18 protein-coding genes and 1 pseudogene are annotated in these 15,830 nt (G+C 41.9%); 6 read left to right on the top strand and 13 right to left on the bottom strand.

What is annotated here, in order from left to right:
- Nucleotides 1–19: 19 nt before the first annotated feature.
- The 4 genes and pseudogenes from ACFVSH_RS07625 to yutH all read right to left on the bottom strand — a co-directional run.
- A pseudogene (locus tag ACFVSH_RS07625) lies at nucleotides 20–322 on the bottom strand (pyridoxal-phosphate dependent enzyme); the annotation flags it as partial.
- Nucleotides 319–1,617 carry a homoserine dehydrogenase gene (locus ACFVSH_RS07620; RefSeq protein WP_387705445.1) on the bottom strand — a complete coding sequence of 433 codons (1,299 nt, stop codon included), beginning with the start codon at nucleotides 1,615–1,617 and terminating at the stop codon, nucleotides 319–321. The gene ACFVSH_RS07620 and the pseudogene ACFVSH_RS07625, both read right to left, overlap by 4 nt.
- A gap of 190 nt (nucleotides 1,618–1,807) precedes the next feature.
- On the bottom strand, nucleotides 1,808–2,722 hold the full coding sequence (locus ACFVSH_RS07615; RefSeq protein ID WP_387705444.1) for a L,D-transpeptidase family protein: 915 nt from the start codon (nucleotides 2,720–2,722) through the stop codon (nucleotides 1,808–1,810).
- A 104-nt stretch (nucleotides 2,723–2,826) separates the two neighbouring features.
- Nucleotides 2,827–3,828: a spore coat putative kinase YutH gene (gene yutH / locus ACFVSH_RS07610; protein WP_387604013.1), complete on the bottom strand. Its 1,002-nt coding sequence runs from the start codon at nucleotides 3,826–3,828 to the stop codon at nucleotides 2,827–2,829.
- 188 nt (nucleotides 3,829–4,016) lie between these two features.
- Here yutH and ACFVSH_RS07605 point away from each other — a divergent pair, with 188 nt between their 5' ends.
- Nucleotides 4,017–4,514 (top strand): phosphatidylglycerophosphatase A family protein, encoded by a 498-nt coding sequence (locus tag ACFVSH_RS07605; RefSeq protein WP_387604015.1) that lies wholly within the window; start codon nucleotides 4,017–4,019, stop codon nucleotides 4,512–4,514.
- A 58-nt stretch (nucleotides 4,515–4,572) separates the two neighbouring features.
- Here ACFVSH_RS07605 and ACFVSH_RS07600 read toward each other — a convergent pair whose 3' ends face one another.
- Both ACFVSH_RS07600 and ACFVSH_RS07595 read right to left on the bottom strand, forming a co-directional pair.
- The gene (locus tag ACFVSH_RS07600; protein WP_387604017.1) at nucleotides 4,573–5,340 is read right to left on the bottom strand and encodes a TIGR01457 family HAD-type hydrolase; all 768 of its coding nucleotides are present in this window, start codon (nucleotides 5,338–5,340) and stop codon (nucleotides 4,573–4,575) included.
- A 21-nt stretch (nucleotides 5,341–5,361) separates the two neighbouring features.
- Nucleotides 5,362–5,799, bottom strand: a complete 438-nt coding sequence (locus ACFVSH_RS07595; RefSeq protein WP_387705442.1) for a DUF86 domain-containing protein — start codon at nucleotides 5,797–5,799, stop codon at nucleotides 5,362–5,364.
- A gap of 423 nt (nucleotides 5,800–6,222) precedes the next feature.
- Between ACFVSH_RS07595 and ACFVSH_RS07590 the strand changes: the two genes are divergently transcribed.
- Nucleotides 6,223–6,489, top strand: a complete 267-nt coding sequence (locus ACFVSH_RS07590; protein WP_098371475.1) for a DUF3055 domain-containing protein — start codon at nucleotides 6,223–6,225, stop codon at nucleotides 6,487–6,489.
- 70 nt (nucleotides 6,490–6,559) lie between these two features.
- On the top strand, nucleotides 6,560–6,847 hold the full coding sequence (locus ACFVSH_RS07585; RefSeq protein WP_387705441.1) for a cytosolic protein: 288 nt from the start codon (nucleotides 6,560–6,562) through the stop codon (nucleotides 6,845–6,847).
- Nucleotides 6,848–6,878: 31 nt separating this feature from the next.
- Here the strand turns inward: ACFVSH_RS07585 and ACFVSH_RS07580 are convergent, their stop codons facing one another.
- On the bottom strand, nucleotides 6,879–7,154 hold the full coding sequence (locus tag ACFVSH_RS07580) for a YutD family protein (protein ID WP_076368161.1): 276 nt from the start codon (nucleotides 7,152–7,154) through the stop codon (nucleotides 6,879–6,881).
- A 113-nt stretch (nucleotides 7,155–7,267) separates the two neighbouring features.
- On the opposite strand from ACFVSH_RS07580, the gene ACFVSH_RS07575 reads away from it, so the two are divergent.
- Entirely contained in the window at nucleotides 7,268–7,930 is a 663-nt protein-coding gene (locus tag ACFVSH_RS07575) for a YhcN/YlaJ family sporulation lipoprotein (protein WP_387604023.1), read from the top strand.
- A 38-nt stretch (nucleotides 7,931–7,968) separates the two neighbouring features.
- Here ACFVSH_RS07575 and lipA read toward each other — a convergent pair whose 3' ends face one another.
- Nucleotides 7,969–8,883 carry a lipoyl synthase gene (lipA, locus tag ACFVSH_RS07570; protein WP_063234033.1) on the bottom strand — a complete coding sequence of 305 codons (915 nt, stop codon included), beginning with the start codon at nucleotides 8,881–8,883 and terminating at the stop codon, nucleotides 7,969–7,971.
- A 187-nt stretch (nucleotides 8,884–9,070) separates the two neighbouring features.
- Here lipA and ACFVSH_RS07565 point away from each other — a divergent pair, with 187 nt between their 5' ends.
- Entirely contained in the window at nucleotides 9,071–10,060 is a 990-nt protein-coding gene (locus tag ACFVSH_RS07565; RefSeq protein ID WP_387705439.1) for a M23 family metallopeptidase, read from the top strand.
- An 86-nt stretch (nucleotides 10,061–10,146) separates the two neighbouring features.
- Nucleotides 10,147–10,896 (top strand): sporulation protein YunB, encoded by a 750-nt coding sequence (gene yunB, locus ACFVSH_RS07560; RefSeq protein WP_260285724.1) that lies wholly within the window; start codon nucleotides 10,147–10,149, stop codon nucleotides 10,894–10,896.
- A 22-nt stretch (nucleotides 10,897–10,918) separates the two neighbouring features.
- On the opposite strand, the gene ACFVSH_RS07555 is transcribed toward yunB, so the two are convergent.
- The 5 genes from ACFVSH_RS07555 to ACFVSH_RS07535 all read right to left on the bottom strand — a co-directional run bounded on the left by ACFVSH_RS07555 (nucleotide 10,919) and on the right by ACFVSH_RS07535 (nucleotide 15,722).
- Nucleotides 10,919–12,016: an HD-GYP domain-containing protein gene (locus ACFVSH_RS07555; RefSeq protein ID WP_387705437.1), complete on the bottom strand. Its 1,098-nt coding sequence runs from the start codon at nucleotides 12,014–12,016 to the stop codon at nucleotides 10,919–10,921.
- A gap of 179 nt (nucleotides 12,017–12,195) precedes the next feature.
- Complete coding sequence (locus ACFVSH_RS07550) at nucleotides 12,196–12,498, bottom strand: YunC family protein (protein WP_387604028.1); 303 nt, start codon at nucleotides 12,496–12,498, stop codon at nucleotides 12,196–12,198.
- 56 nt (nucleotides 12,499–12,554) lie between these two features.
- The gene (locus ACFVSH_RS07545) at nucleotides 12,555–13,946 is read right to left on the bottom strand and encodes a bifunctional metallophosphatase/5'-nucleotidase (RefSeq protein ID WP_387705435.1); all 1,392 of its coding nucleotides are present in this window, start codon (nucleotides 13,944–13,946) and stop codon (nucleotides 12,555–12,557) included.
- A gap of 16 nt (nucleotides 13,947–13,962) precedes the next feature.
- Nucleotides 13,963–14,790 carry a sulfite exporter TauE/SafE family protein gene (locus ACFVSH_RS07540; protein ID WP_387705433.1) on the bottom strand — a complete coding sequence of 276 codons (828 nt, stop codon included), beginning with the start codon at nucleotides 14,788–14,790 and terminating at the stop codon, nucleotides 13,963–13,965.
- A gap of 83 nt (nucleotides 14,791–14,873) precedes the next feature.
- Nucleotides 14,874–15,722, bottom strand: coding sequence for a DUF72 domain-containing protein (locus ACFVSH_RS07535; protein ID WP_387705431.1), 849 nt, complete (start codon nucleotides 15,720–15,722; stop codon nucleotides 14,874–14,876).
- Between the last annotated feature and the right edge of the window lie 108 nt (nucleotides 15,723–15,830).

The raw sequence follows: 15,830 nt of genomic DNA, 5'->3' as shown, positions 1-15,830 counted from the left end.
AAGAGACATCTTCGATTCAGCGCAGGTTGGCACGGGCCGCATAAGCTGCTGCAGCTGCTGATGTATTCCCGGTGGAAGCACAGATGATCGTGTCGCTGCCCTCTTCTATCGCCTTGGCGACAGCCATGACCATTCCGCGGTCTTTAAATGATCCAGTTGGATTTGCCCCTTCATACTTTACATGTAAGTCGATTCCCCACTCTTCGGATAACCGATTCAGTCTGATTAAAGGAGTATTACCCTCCAAAAGGGTTAGTGCAGGTGTGTTTTCATTAACGGGTAAAAAATCTTTATACGTGCTTATAAGTCCTTGCCAGCTCATTTGATGTCCTCTCCTTCAACTCTGTATGTGCTTTTCACTTCTCTTACCATATTGTAATCATTTAATTTCTGTATTATTTGCTCAAATGCAGCCTTTGTGGCAGTATGCGTAACCAATACGATTTCGGAAGATTCCTTTTCATCCAGGGGCAATTGAAGGATTTTATCGAATCCTACCCCATGCTCGGCAAATAAATTCGTGATTTTGGCTAAAACGCCGACTTCATCTTGAACATGTAATCGAATGAAGAATTTAGCGAAAATCTCAGTACCATCTTTCAATTGTTTCGGGTACTGAGGTGAAACGGCACTGCGGCCATTTACGCCCAGCCTCATATTCTTAATGACCGTCACCATATCCGAAACGACTGCAGTCGCAGTAGGAAGACTGCCAGCCCCCGGTCCGTAAAACATCGTTTCCCCTACGGCTTCCCCATAAACGTATACTGCATTATACTCATTATTTACCGATGCCAGCGGATGTGCTTCAGGAAGCAGTGCAGGCTGGACACTTACTTCGACCCTATCCCCTGCCCTGGAAGCTACACCGATCAATTTCATTGTATAACCAAGCTTCTTGCTATATCTCAAATCCTCTTCGGATATCTCGGTAATGCCCTGTACCTCAACATCATTCAAGCCAATGTTCATGGAGAACCCGAGTGTGGAAAGGATCGCCATTTTTCGTGCCGCATCCAAACCGCCTACATCGGCTGTCGGATCAGCTTCAGCAAATCCCAGCTCCTGAGCTTCCTTCAATACGTCATCATAAGCTCTGCCTTCCTTGCTCATTTTCGTTAAAATGAAGTTTGTCGTTCCATTGACGATTCCCATCATTTTCGTGATGCGGTCAGAAGATAATCCATCCACAAGCCCGCGTAAAATCGGGATTCCCCCTGCAACACTTGCTTCATAGAACAAATCACATTGATTATCGGTGGCCAATTCCAGCAATTCCGGTCCATATAAAGCCATTAGGTCTTTATTGGCCGTAACGATATGCTTTTTATTCTTTATTGCCTCTATCAGATAACCGCGTGTTTCTTCGATTCCACCCATCACTTCTATTACAACATCAATCTCGGGATTCGAAAGGATATCCTCGGGATTGTCTGTTAATATACCTTTATCGATCTCGATAAGCCTCTCCTTCGTCGTATCTTTGACTAGTATCTTCTTAATGGATATGGAACAGCCCACTTGGTGCATGAGCTTGTCCTGATGGCTTTCAATGATTTGTACGACTCCTGATCCAACTGTACCTAACCCCAATAAACCGATCGAGATGGCTTTCATATTTCTGTTCCCCCTTAAAAACTGTTTGCCTGAAGAAGACGTTTGTATTTGTATAGTAGACATTATAAGTTTAATTCATATAATTATCAATAGTTAGAAAAGATGGATGCACGAACTTTTTTCGTCCATCCCTTGAACGAGTAAGGACGGGTAAAGCTAAATTTTTTATGGCAAACCATTTTGATGATTATTACTTAACGCTCTTCAATGAATCATTAGTGCCCATTACAATATGTGGCTTTTGAACGGGATCCATCCATTTCAGTATACTGACGACATTCTTTTCGGCCGTGGCTGTACATCCAGCCGTCGGTTTTGTACTCCCTCTCCATATATGAAGGAAGATTGCACTTCCTTTTCCTTTTACGATGGGATTCGTATTATAATTGATGACAGCCCCATACTTATAGAGTTCATGATTCATCCTTTCGAAAGACTTCCATTTAACTGCAGGATTTCCTTTGTAGGTTTTCCACTTGTTATAATCCGTGGATGTCTGATCATCAACCCAGTAGTCATATTTAGTTGTTTTCTTATAACTCATTTTCACTCCTGCAGGCTTCGTTTCGCTTCCAAAGGCCGTACCAAATGAATAAATCCCGACCGGGGATTTCCCATCACCCTCTTTTTTGCTCTTCGTGAAGCCATTCTTCCCAATGACACCCTCCATCTCCTTCAATGCCCGGCGCCATTCCCCTTGTTTCTTCTCATAAGTTTGGATCGTGACCTTCGTATCACTCATCGCTTTACCTGTCACAGATACAATTTGGTTAACGCCTTTTCTCCCATCGAATTTCTTCAAAATGGCTTTTTCACCGGAACTGAACACCTCTTTTGCATCTGCCATATTGATATATGCGGTCCTATTCGAGTGACAGACCTTATACCAGCTACCGGTTCTTCCGCTTGCCGATAATTCTTTATTTTTCTTATAAGTTTTTAACGTTTTACTTGCAGCCGACGCCTTTTCCTTCACATCCGCATCAGACTTCGTGACAATCTTGAATTGAGTTGCTTCGCAGCCCGTTTTCGTTTCAGCTTTCGCAAGATTTGCCGTTTGGATGATTAAAAGGGCTATAAAGGCGGCCATCATCAATCTTTTCATGGTCCCATCCTTCCGTAGTGATCAATATCTAATTATTCTAAAAAATCTTGTTATCATCATAACATAGTAAATAAGAATGAATCATATTTCTTTCCCGTTTTTATCTAAATCCAGTCAATTTTAGGCAAATCATATTGCTTGGCAGGGATCTCTGCCAATTCATAAAAATGTTTGAGGAAAGACTCATATTGTTGGGAGGATTTCGTGATCGAATATATTTTATCCTCCAATTGGTTCGACCTTGATTCCGTCGTTTTTGAAAAATACTCTTCCACCGTTTCAAAATAATGAATGGGAAATAGCATCCTCGAATATAATAACCGGGCCGAAAAGCTGGAGAACGGTTCTATGGACTGATATTCGTGAAAGAAATGGGCAATTCCCCGCTGATGGGTATGCACATTTTGAAAATAATGTTCCCTCACCCATTCCGCGACATCCCTGGTTCCGTGGTCAAATACCCAATCGAACGGATTTTTCATCCACTTATTGCTTTTCCACGTATCATGTAAAAAACGTTCATAACATACCGTTCCACTATCGACAATTTGCGGGGTATCATCGATTTCCGTGTCGACTAAATATTGAATCGCATTTTCACCTAGGACCATATAATAGGGAAAGGTTTCTATAAATAATTTTTCAAACTGGTTATCAGGATGGGCGATGAGCTTATCCCGCCAAATCTTTTCTAACTGATCGATCCTTTGTTCCCAGAGTTCTTTCCATTTACCGATCCTTGAACATGTACGAATCGTATCATTAATCGTTCTCCCACGCTGATGGAATCTTGCCAGACGCCTTCCTGGGTTGAAATTTCTCGGACCTTCCAATGCCTGATTGGCAAGAAGGACGAATAATTGTTCATCCGCTTCCGAAACATAGCTTCCATGATTGGCAAGGACAAAGGCGGATACGTGACGATCACCTTGTGAAATCAGATGTTGAGACATTTTATAACGTTCCACTAATTCCTCCTGCTCCATATTTTCTATGGGAACGATACTGTACACCATATTTCCTGAACGGAAGCTTGGAAACCTGACATTGGTTTCTTCAAGCTCCACCTGTATCCCATAATTATTAAAAATGATTTCTTCTATCATGGAATGGCCCCCCTCATCAAATGGATATAATAGAAATATTGGACATCATACTCTTATATATATGTGGAATAACCCGTTTTCTGAATGATTATCGAAACCTTATTAGAAATTCCAATCAAAACGTTTAATCAAATCAAACTATCTGCATTAGAACCTTCCCTTTAAAATATAGAGAAATGGGTGATGACATGGCTAATATCGAACAATCAATGTCTGAAAAAACGGCTCGAAAATGGCTAATTGACCGAGGAGTGAAATTGGAGGATATCGCTGAGCTTGTCATGTATTTACAATCAGGCTACCATGAAAATCTCCAAATGTCCGATTGCCTTCACAACGTCGAACGGGTCCTTTCAAAACGCGAAGTCCAAAATGCCATCCTTACCGGCATTCAGTTGGATATTCTAGCTGAGAAAAAACTGCTCGAGGAGCCATTACAGAGCATCATTGAAATAGATGAAGGCCTATATGGGGTCGATGAAATATTGGCATTTTCAATTGTGAATGTTTATGGATCCATCGGCTTTACCAATTATGGTTTCATCGATAAACAAAAGCCGGGTATCTTAAAATATTTAAACGATAAAAGCACGGGTAAGGTGAACACCTTTTTAGATGATATTGTTGGGGCAATTGCAGCTGCCGCTTCAAGCCGGCTTGCTCATAGAACCGAACATGGGGAATAGTAAACTTATGATATTCACGACAAAAAAACCAGGGCTGCATTCGCAGGCCTGGTTTTTTTCATTCGAAGCGCCATAAGTCGAGGGTGTCCACTACATGCGTCGGCTGCTTCTTATATTGCTTTAAGCGTTCTTTTGTCGTTACGCCAGTATGTACAAGCAGTGTATCGATCCCTGCATTGATCCCGGCAAGGATATCCGTATCATAGTTATCTCCAACCATGATTGTCTCTTCTTTAGGTACCCCTAGTACTCTTAGAGCTTGCTCGACTATGACGGATTCAGGTTTTCCGATGAAAATCGGCTGTACCTGGGTCGAAACGGAAACTACTGAGGTCAAGGCACCATTCCCCGGTAAAAGGCCTTGCTCTGTAGGAATGGCAATATCACCATTGGTCGATATGAAAACAGCGCCATTTCTTACAGCAAGACAGGCTTTTGATAATTTTTCATAATTGACCCCGCGGTCGATGCCCATTACCAGAAAGTCTGGATGCTCTTCCACAAGCTTCATTCCTTTTTCCTTAAGAGCCTCGATGATGCCTTCTTCACCTACCACATAAACCGATGCATCTTTCTTTTGTTCAGCAATGTAATTGGCAGTGGCCATGCTTGTCGTGAAAACCTGGTCATCTTCCGTCGATATACCGATGCTTCTCAATTTATCAGCCACCTGTGCCGGAGTCCGGGATGAATTATTTGTGACGAATAAATAAGGGATATCCCTTTTCCTTAGGTCATTAATAAACCCTGCGGCTTCCGCAATTTGTTCAGTCCCGCGATACATGGTGCCATCCAAGTCAATTAAATATCCTTTATACGACTTCATTTGAATTCGCCTTCCTAACTGCTAGTTTTTAAAAGCTGATACAGGTCCCAATTCATTTGTTAAATAGTTCCTCACCAAATCCGGGAATTGCTTGAATGCCTCGATATTTTCCGAAAATGCGGCATGCAGTTCTTCGTGATTCACTTCAATGAAGTCTTGAACCAGCATTTTCCTTAGCGGCAACACCTTTTTGAATTGTATCGCTTTTTCTTCAGAAATGACTTTTTCATCTTGAAGGATATCGATAATATCTTCATAACTTCCTGGATCACGCATAATAAAACCATCAATTACCGCATTTCCTACGTCCAATACGGAATCGATGGAAGTTTGTATGAGCCTTTCAGCGATAAGTTCCGAAAGATCTCCATCCCAATTATCATGCCCTTCAAAAAGTCCAAGCTGCTTTTCAAGAAAACCTAATATTTGTTCAATCTTTTGGCGGTCTACAAAGTACATTTTTTTCCAGATCCTTTCTGATCTAAGATGATATAGGGAATCATTGGTTGAAATAGCGGCATAATAAACCCCTGTGCCGAACCAACCTTATTCCTTGATAATACCATAGCTTCTCCCTTACTCTCAATTCCTTCAACCACAACCATTGCACCATCCAATAACTAACAGAAGCGGGTGTGTTACACATTGCCTTTTCTATGGGGGCGTTTCCCAAGATCAACTCCAAGAAAAACAATTCACGATCCCATTTATATTCTTACCATTTTCATTTAATCGATGAACGCTTATGATTGCCGGAGGCTCCTTAGGCTCATGAGGAGCGACGCGGTTCTCAGGCAGAAGCCCCGAAAATGTTTGTTCCCCAATTGAAGTCACTTTGTTATGATGGAACTACAAATGTGAAGATAAGAAGGGAATGATACTATGGAAGATCGTTTTTATTTATACAATGACGTCGTTGATTCAAAAACCCGGTTCATAAGCTTCATGGGAGAGGAATCAAGATTCGATCTGGCCATCACGACCACCGATCGTTTTTATGGAAAGAAGCTTGTCTTAAATATGCAGAGTAATCGTTTCGCGATTATTGGGCCTGATGATTTAGAAGAGGAAGGCTATCTTGAGCATGCCTTTCAGTTATCAGAAGCGGAAGCCGAAGAGCTGCGTCACTTTTTAATGGAAATCGTCTGAGAGCTGAAGTTTTTTATCTTAAACGGGAAACCTACTGAATGTAAGATCGATTACATGAGGGGGGATTATCTTGGACAAAGAAGAATACCACGATTTTTCCAATGTCGAAAAACAGAGGGATTATTTAATTCCTGAAGAATTTCCCGAAGGGCCTTTTGGATCAGCCATAGCAAAAGATGCACCAGTTCAGAATAAAAACACCCCTTGGCAGGAAGGGCAACGATATCAAAGTGCCTTTAATTATGAAAATAAATCGTTGCACGAAAATTTACCTCGAAAATATCCTGGTGCTCATCCGACACATGATGATTCAGAAAAAGATGAACAGCCTCCATATAAAGGATATGGCAGCTCTTAACACGGAAAGGCCAGAGAGAATTCTGGCCTTTTTATTTCTTTATTTTCTTTACGACGAAATAAGGACAGCCAAAATTGCAGTATTCATATAAATATTCACTAAGCGTGCTTATTTTCGTATCAAAGGTCGCTTTCTGATTATTATCGTCAAAAAATCCACGCAGTCTCAATTGCCCATAACCCCAATCCCCTACTATATAATCATACTTCGTTAAAATCTCACTGTATCTGGCCTTAAACGCTTCTTCGTTATAGCCTTCCCTTTCATTCTCAATTATTTCATAGGTCATGTTATTAATGTTAATCATTGTTTTCACCTCTCATATATACATTCCTTCTTTAAATTATAACTGATTCCCCATCAATTACTAAGCGAAAAATAGAGAAATATGTTCATCCTAAAGTTACGGGGGTGTTATTGATGAAGAAAACAATAATAACGATAGGTTTAAGTTCGATTATTGCACTTACCGGATGTGCTGATAAAGCAAAAGATCAGGGGCTTGGTGCAAAAAACAATGCCGGTAACCCAACAAACGTAAATAATCCAACTCAATATTATGACGAGGATTATCGTAATAATGACAATAAAAGTGATGATTTCGGTTTTACCCGCACAAATAGTGCAACCATTGATGGCCGTAACATTTCCAACAAAGCTGCTTCCATTGACCGTGAACAACTATCTGATGTCATTTCTAAACTGAGTGTTCAGATTCCGAATGTCAATGATGCCGCTACCCTCGTTACTGATGAGGAAGTGCTTGTCGTATATGATACCAATGCCAAGGATCGGACGGAAACCGCAGACCAAGTTAAACGCACTGCCATGTCCGTCGTGCCTCGCTATTATCATGTTTACGTCAGTGATGATTATCAAGCCCTTGCCCAAGATGTCGAGAACTTCTCTACTTTGAAATCCGGCAGCAAAGGGATTGACTATACGATCGAACAAACCATCAAACGAATGCTGAAGTCGCCGCAAGGTTACAAAATGAGTGACGAAGAAAATGAAAACGGGGAAATGGTTAACGATAAAAGAGATCATCACGATAACATCCATCAAAAAATGGATAACCGTTAATAAAAAAGGACCGAATTTTTTCGGTCCTTTATTTCACTCTATTTCAATAATTCTTCACCTTTGTTTTGCTTATGTTTTGCCGCAGCATTAACCTGTTCATCCGCATGGTAGGATGAACGGACAAGCGGACCGGACTCACAATGGCTGAAGCCTTTTTCCAATGCACGTTCCTTCAGCTCGGCAAATTCCTCAGGCGTGTAGTATTTCAGCACCTTTAAATGCTTTTTAGTCGGCTGCAAATACTGGCCGATCGTCATGATATCCACATTATTAGCCCTTAAGTCATCCATGGTCTCGAGGATTTCCTCCCGCGTTTCACCCAAACCTACCATTAAACTGGACTTTGTCGGGATTTCCGGATACAGTTCCTTGGCTCTTCTTAAAAGCTCCAATGAACGTTCGTATTTGGCCTGAGCCCGTACACGGTCGGATAAACTTCTGACAGTCTCTATATTATGGTTCAGGATATCTGGTTTAGCATCCATCAAAGTCTTGATATTTTCAAACACCCCGCCCATATCGGACGGTAATACTTCAATTGATGTAAAAGGATTTTTCCGTCGGATGGCACGGACGGTTTCAGCGAAAACTTCAGCGCCTCCATCCTTTAAATCATCACGGGCAACAGCTGTAATGACGACATGCTTTAAATTCATCAAAACAACTGAATCGGCAACACGCTCCGGTTCAGCCCAGTCCAATTCATTTGGACGTCCGGTTGTAACAGCACAAAAGCGGCAAGCCCTTGTACAAATCTCACCTAAGATCATGAAAGTAGCCGTCCTTCTCACTGCCCAGCATTCGTGAATATTCGGACATTTTGCCTCTTCACAGACGGTATGAAGATTTTTCTCGCGCATCATATTTTTTAAACCGAGGTAATTTTCGTTAGTATTAAGCTTTATTTTCAACCAATCTGGTTTACGAAGAATTTCTTTATTTGTAGAAGACATGAAAATGCCACTCCATTCTATAGAAATTAACACACCCTACTTTAACAATAAAAAAGCATTTATACAAGTTATAGTTGGTTTCCCATTATTTATTTTTCATGTTTATAGCTAAATCAGCAAAACTATAAAAGATGGATGGACTGATGTCTTTTAAATACGGAAAATGTCATGAAAGGAGCCTGCCCCGTTGAAAAAATTATTCCTTATTACCATAACATGTTTGTTTATTTTGAATGCACCAGGCCAAGTGGCTGATGCTGCCGATGCCCCAGATGTATATGCCGGGAGGATCGAGCTATATAAAAATATGGAGGCCACCCTTCAAATCCCGTGGTATTACCTTGCTGGGGCTGATCAATATGAGCACAGCCTCAGGGCTGCACGAAGGGATTTGGAGCCGGCAAAGGGTTTAATTGGCATCCACATCGAGCCTTCAAAGTGGAGCGGGGCCCTCAATCCTGATTTAAACGACGTGAACCCGCTCACGATAGCATTTTTTGATGGGCTGGGCCATGATGGTGATGGTGATGGCAAAGCCGATATCGCGAATGATACAGATCGATTGTATGCGTTTTCGAGGCATCTCCAATCTTATGGTGCTGATGAAGATAATATCCGGATCGGCTTGTGGGATTACTATAAACGAGATAAAGCTGTCAGCATCATTATCGGCAATGCCGAGATCTATAAAAAATATGGCCGGTTGGATCTACATGAAAAAGCCTTCCCGGTTCCAGTACGCACTCATTATACGTACTTAAATACATGGGGAAGCGCTCGTGGATGGGGCGGAAGGAGAATCCATGAGGGCACTGATATTTTTGCGGATTATAGCCTTCCCGTTCGTTCCACGAGCTATGGGATCATTGAAATGAAAGGCTGGAATAAATTCGGCGGTTGGCGGATTGGGATACGGGATTTAAATAATACCTATCATTACTTTGCCCATTTAAGCGGCTTTGCCAAGGGGTTGAAAGTCGGACAAATCGTCGAGCCAGGACAAGTCATCGGAGGTGTCGGCAGTACAGGTTACGGCCCTCCAGGAACTTCCGGAAAATTCCCTCCACATCTTCATTACGGAATGTACAAAGACAACGGAATTACAGAATGGAGCTTTGACCCTTACCCCTATTTAAGATTATGGGAAAGGAAGGATCTGGCTAAAAAACAAAAGTGAGCGGCGTGAATTTTACGCTGCTTTTTTTTGATTCGAACATAAACCCCCAAACTTGATGCATAGTTATTAGTAAAGGGGGCTAAAGCGTGTTCCGAAAAAGATTTCGAACGAAGAAATTCCGAAAAAAGGGGCCTCTTCCCACCCGAAAAGTATTTCTCTATTCATTTATCCTGTTTATCATATCAAGCATCATGACCCTTTGGTACGTGGACAAATCAATCGAACCCGTGATCATGAGTGTAGCCGAATATGAAATCAAACGGATTGCAACGGAAACGATTCATGAATCTGTCGATGAGAATATAGCGAAGGTTGATATGAACAAAATCATCACCAGCACCAAGGGCGGTAAGGACTCAAGCTCTTCCTATAGCTTCAATCCGGTCATATACAGTGAATTGCGGGCTAACATTACGAATGATATTCAAGAAAAACTTGGCATCAAACAGGGAAACCCTTTTAAAACAGGTTCAGCCAAAATAAATGATGAACAATATAAAAGTGTGGTCTATTATATACCTTTTGGTGTCGTAACCGGGAATAACCTCCTTTCCAATTACGGCCCTGAAATCCCAGTGAAAATGTCGGTCATCGGGAATGTTGAATCGGATTTGAGGACAAAACTGACAAACGCAGGCATCAATAATGTTTATTATGAATTGATTGTGGATTTCGATGTCAATATTCAAATCGTCATCCCCTCCTTCACAAAGGAGACCAAAGTGAGCCAGGAAGTGACAGTCGGAAGCCTGCTGATCGAAGGCGATGTTCCAAGTTATTTTAGTAACGGAAACGGTTCGGTGGCACCTCCCATCATGAAGGAAAACAAGGAATGAAAAAACCAGCTTATCCTTGAGGTTAGGCTGGTTCTTGTATATTAAGACATTTCATGATAAGCAAATGCAGGTTTTTATTCAAGTCCACTTCATACGGCTCTTTGATTTGCTCCCCATCTTCTTCAAGAATCCTTATCATGGGGCGGTCTCCTATCCCCTCGTTCTGAGCGGATACTACCCCTTTCCTCCCATCATTCAATTCAACGGAGAGACCATTAGGGTAAATGGCAACCGCCCGGCGGAAAGCCTCGATGACCGTATTGTCGAACTTTTTCCCGACTCCGGCATAAAGGACTTCCAATCCTTGATGCGGCAGCATGGCCTTACGGTAAGCCCGGTTGGAAGTCACGGCATCAAACACATCGGCAACGGCAATGATCTTGCAGAAATAATGGATTTTATCTCCTTTTATCCCACGGGGATACCCTGATCCATCTAACCGTTCATGGTGCTGATAGGCACAATTCGCAACTAAAAGGGACACGGCATGAACATTTTTAATTAGATGGAAACCGTAATCGGCATGTTTTTGGATTTGTTCAAACTCCTCTTCCGTCAGCTTACCGGGTTTATGGAGGATTTCCAAAGGCACGAGCATTTTGCCGACATCATGTAAAATCGCTCCCAGCCCAAGAATTTCGAGATTCTTATCATTGATTTTCAATTCCATCCCGATCGCCAGGGTATATAAGGTCACATTAAAGGAATGAGTAAAGATATAATCATCGTATGTATAAACGTCGGCCAATAAAGTCATTAACTCCTTATTCCTTTTCAGCTCGCCCATGATGTTCCGAACTATTTGAGTGAACTTGACGTTAGCCTGCTCTATCGTGAATGACCCAGCAAGGTTCATTTTGTTCTTCATGTCCAGGAAAGTGGTTTCAATCGTATTAATGGCTTCTTTTCGTAGTTTACCTGACACTGGAGGCCTGGGAATAATGTCATCCGTCCTGGAATCTTGAATGTAAACAAAGGGAATATTTAGGGACACCAGTCGATTGATCATTTTCTGCGTTAATGTAAGACCCTCGCACAATAGGATATGGCCCCGCTCATTATGGATGTTTTTACCGAGCCTCGCTCCAGGGCTTAGGGACTTTGTAATAGCTAGCCTCATACTTGTACTCCATTTCCCCATTCAATATTTGTAAATCAAACCGTTTCTTTCCTTTATAAGGATTATCGGAAAATATTTTGATAAATGAATCTGTTTGAACGCATTTATTGAAAAATATTATCAGCATTTTCTTTGATAAAAAAATAAGGCCCCCTTCAAAAATAAGAAAGCCCCCCTTTTCAAATCATTTTGATTAATGCCTCTCTACCAATCATTCCTGGATGAATGCCCTTTTCCACAGCCTCCCAGGTAACTGATTCAAGCGGCGCTTCCAATAGTTCTTCAATCGATTTAACTCCTGTGGCCCTTCCTGCAAGGATTTTACGATCTCTCAATTTATCATTCAGCAGCCCAACATCTAACGCACCGCACATTATATACCCTTTTTCGGACGCGATAGCAAGTAAATTCGTTTTGGGAAGTCGGACAGAAATGGCAAGGAATGTATGATTATCAAGAATGATTGGTATCATGTTAATCAAATGGTTTCGCCCCTCTCTTCCCCATACTCTATGAAAAAAAGGGCGAAACCGTGATTTTAGATTTTGATGTTTGCGTATATTTTTTCCAGCTTCCACAAAAGGATATCCCGTAAGAATTCCGGTAGTAAGTATTCCTTGCGATTGGAACGCTGGATACTTGGAAAGAAGTGCCCAAACGTGAACATATCAGGTATTGCCAGTTTATAGGACTTATCCGTCTGCAGTTTCTCCCCTTTTATAAGTATCCCTTTTACGATCCCATTCTCCATTTCGTTAAATTCAATTTGTTCATAATGCATGACCCCCATGATTTTTCCGCGGAAACCGAAACCTCTCACCTGTACATGAGGCCACTCCTCATTTCTCGATTGCATCAAGATTTCTTTTAATTCATTCCCATTAACTTCAACGACGCAAGGATTGATGGGGTGTGGACAGATTCTGTGAATATCCCCTTTTGTGATAGGTCCCTTTGGCAGCCCTTCGAGCAGAAGACCGGCATTCAAAAAGGAACAATCCGCCTGAGTCCACTCCCTTAGGGCATCCACAAGGAGTTCAGTTAAAGGACTTCCTTTGAACCAATCATTATCCAGTGGTTCGGGTAACTCCACTGCAACCTGTTTTAGCGTTTCCCCTCCGGCCTGGTATATCTCTTCAATCCATGACCGTTCATTCTCCAATTCCAAAAAGTCATTGGTATCATAAATAATGGCACTCTTATGGCTAACTTTCCTTTCCCGATTGACGGTCATTTCCACCTGTCCAACATAGAAGCCATATTTCCCTGCACCGCAAAGGAGTGTATCATTGATCAATTTACCTTGGTGGAGGATGTGGTGGGTATGTGCGCCAAGTATGATGTCGATCTCCGGAAAATCCTCTGCCATCCTCTCATCGTCATGGATGCCCAGGTGGGAAAGGATGATGATTACATCCGCCTCTTTTTTGACCTTTTCGAGCTGTGCCTTTAACTCCACGAATGGGTCTGTTATTTCCCAGCCCATCGCAGAATAAAACTTTTGAAAAAAGGCCGTCAAACCTATCATGGCAACTTTGGTGCCTTTTACCGTCGTATGTATCCAATATGGCAGCGCCCATTCCGGCCTTTCATAATCACCGTAATAAATATTGGCTGCCAAGACCTTGAACTTTGCATGATCATACAAGGAGTCTAACGCCTCATGAGGTAAAGTGATTCCTTCATTATTGCCGATGGTCACATATTGGTAGCCCGCTTCATTTAGCAGTTCAATATTTCCTTTACCCAACGTACCTTCTGTATATGGATGCCAACGGTCCACATGATCGCCTATATCCAGTATGATCGCTTCTTCTCCCGTTTCTTGATGAAGTTGTCTTCTTTCCTTAAGAAACTTATCAATACGAGGCCAATTCTCAAAATGACTATGGAGATCATTGGTGTGATACAAATGGATGATTTCTGACATCATTTCTCCTCCTCGTTTATCCTGTAATACCTTGATATATAAGACGTAAACCAATGATTATCAGCACTATTTTCAACATATTTTCCAGCGACCCACTCTTTAGGCGCGTATTGATGAATGCGCCCAATTTAGCACCGAACCAAGCACCAGGAATCAGGGCAAAAGCATATGGCCAATTTACATTTCCAAGGGAAATATGCGTAATCGAATTAGTGATGGAAGATAGAAATACCATGAACATCGAAGTCGCTACAGCCATATGCGGAGGGAAGAAGAATAGAAGCATCATGACGGGAACCATTAAGGCCCCACCGCCAATTCCAAATAACCCAGAGCAGAATCCCACGACAAAAGAAATCAATATAGCCAACAGGGGGTGGTAACCATAGGAAAATGAATGTCCATTTTCAGTTTTATACGTTTTTACAATTTTCCCTTTTCCAGGCTTGAAAAGCATTGGCTTCAAACGATTTTTCACTAATAACACAATAGCCATGAAAACCATGAAAATTCCAAAGTACAACGAAAAAGCATCGGCGTTAAGATTTTTATTTACATTGGCCCCTATTATTCCACCAGGAGCACTGCCAATAAAAAAGATTAAGCCGGCCTTATAATCCACCACTTTATGTTTTAAATAAGATAAAGTAGAAGAAAGGCCGGTAAAAATCATGATGACTGTTGAAATACCTACGGCGACCTGAGGGGTCAGCTCATCGATAATATTCGTAGATGTACCTAAATATAAAAGAGAAGGCACAATGATAATGCCGCCGCCCAGACCGACAAGAGCGCCTATTGCTCCCGCTAATAATCCAATCCCAACTAATACTAACCATACCATGAAGAAATCCGCCTTTACCTGTTTGTGAGGATATTACCTCTCTAGCTTGTCACATCATCTCTTTATTAATTATATAATGCCCCTTAAAACAAACCAAGCTGCTTAGGAGCCAGTCCTTCATATTCTATACCAAGCAACTCAATCATTTGTTTGGCATTATCAGCAGCGTCTCCGCCTGAGTTATTATTGAATAGGACATATATCTCCTTGGATTCCTTTTCCAATTCCCTGATTTTCTCCACCCAGTCTATCAATTCCTGGTGATTATATCTATATAAGTATCTGACGTCACGCCAGTTATCACCTGAAGGAGGCCTTTGCCAACCATGCAGGTTACGGCCATGAAAGCGTATAAGGGTTCTATCATTATCGGCGGCATGCAGAACGACAGGAATGGACCCCTCTCCAGCCTGCGGCTCATCGCATACAGTATGGATCCAGCCTTCCTTTTCGATAAAGTCCAAAGTCCGCTGAAATACATTGGGCCTGTACCAGCTTTGATTCCGAAATTCAATGGCAACTGGAATATTGCCCATTTCAGCTTTGCACCATCGCAGGTAATTCACATTTTCCCGTTTACAATCAAACCATGGCGGAAACTGAAATAAGACCATCGCGAGCTTACCGGACTTCTGATAAGCCTCCAGAGAGTCGCAAAATGCCTTGAACATTTCCTTCTTGCTTTCAAATGGGATTTCCCCACGCTGATGTCCTGTCATCCCTTGATAGGCTTTAACGACAAACTGGAATGATGCAGGCGTCTCGGATACCCACTTTTCACTGTTCCTCTTTGGCTGGACTGCATAGAATGAGGCATCCACCTCCACAACGGGAAAATGAGCACCGTACTCTTTGAGTTTATCACGCTGGGACACACCGCCATGATACAAACTATCATGATCACCCCAACCGGTCACACCAACATAAATCATCTGCATCATCACTCCTTTGGGACAGGCCCCAATTACTGAAGACCTCTTCTTTTATTATTTTTTACCCTTATTGAGTCTTATCTAATCTTTGGTATAAGGGAGTGAATA

It is taken from the genome of Peribacillus sp. NPDC058002 (assembly GCF_042886655.1).
GTDB classification, from domain to species: Bacteria; Bacillota; Bacilli; order Bacillales; family DSM-1321; genus Peribacillus; species Peribacillus aracenensis.
This window is presented reverse-complemented; position numbering and strand designations above follow the sequence as displayed.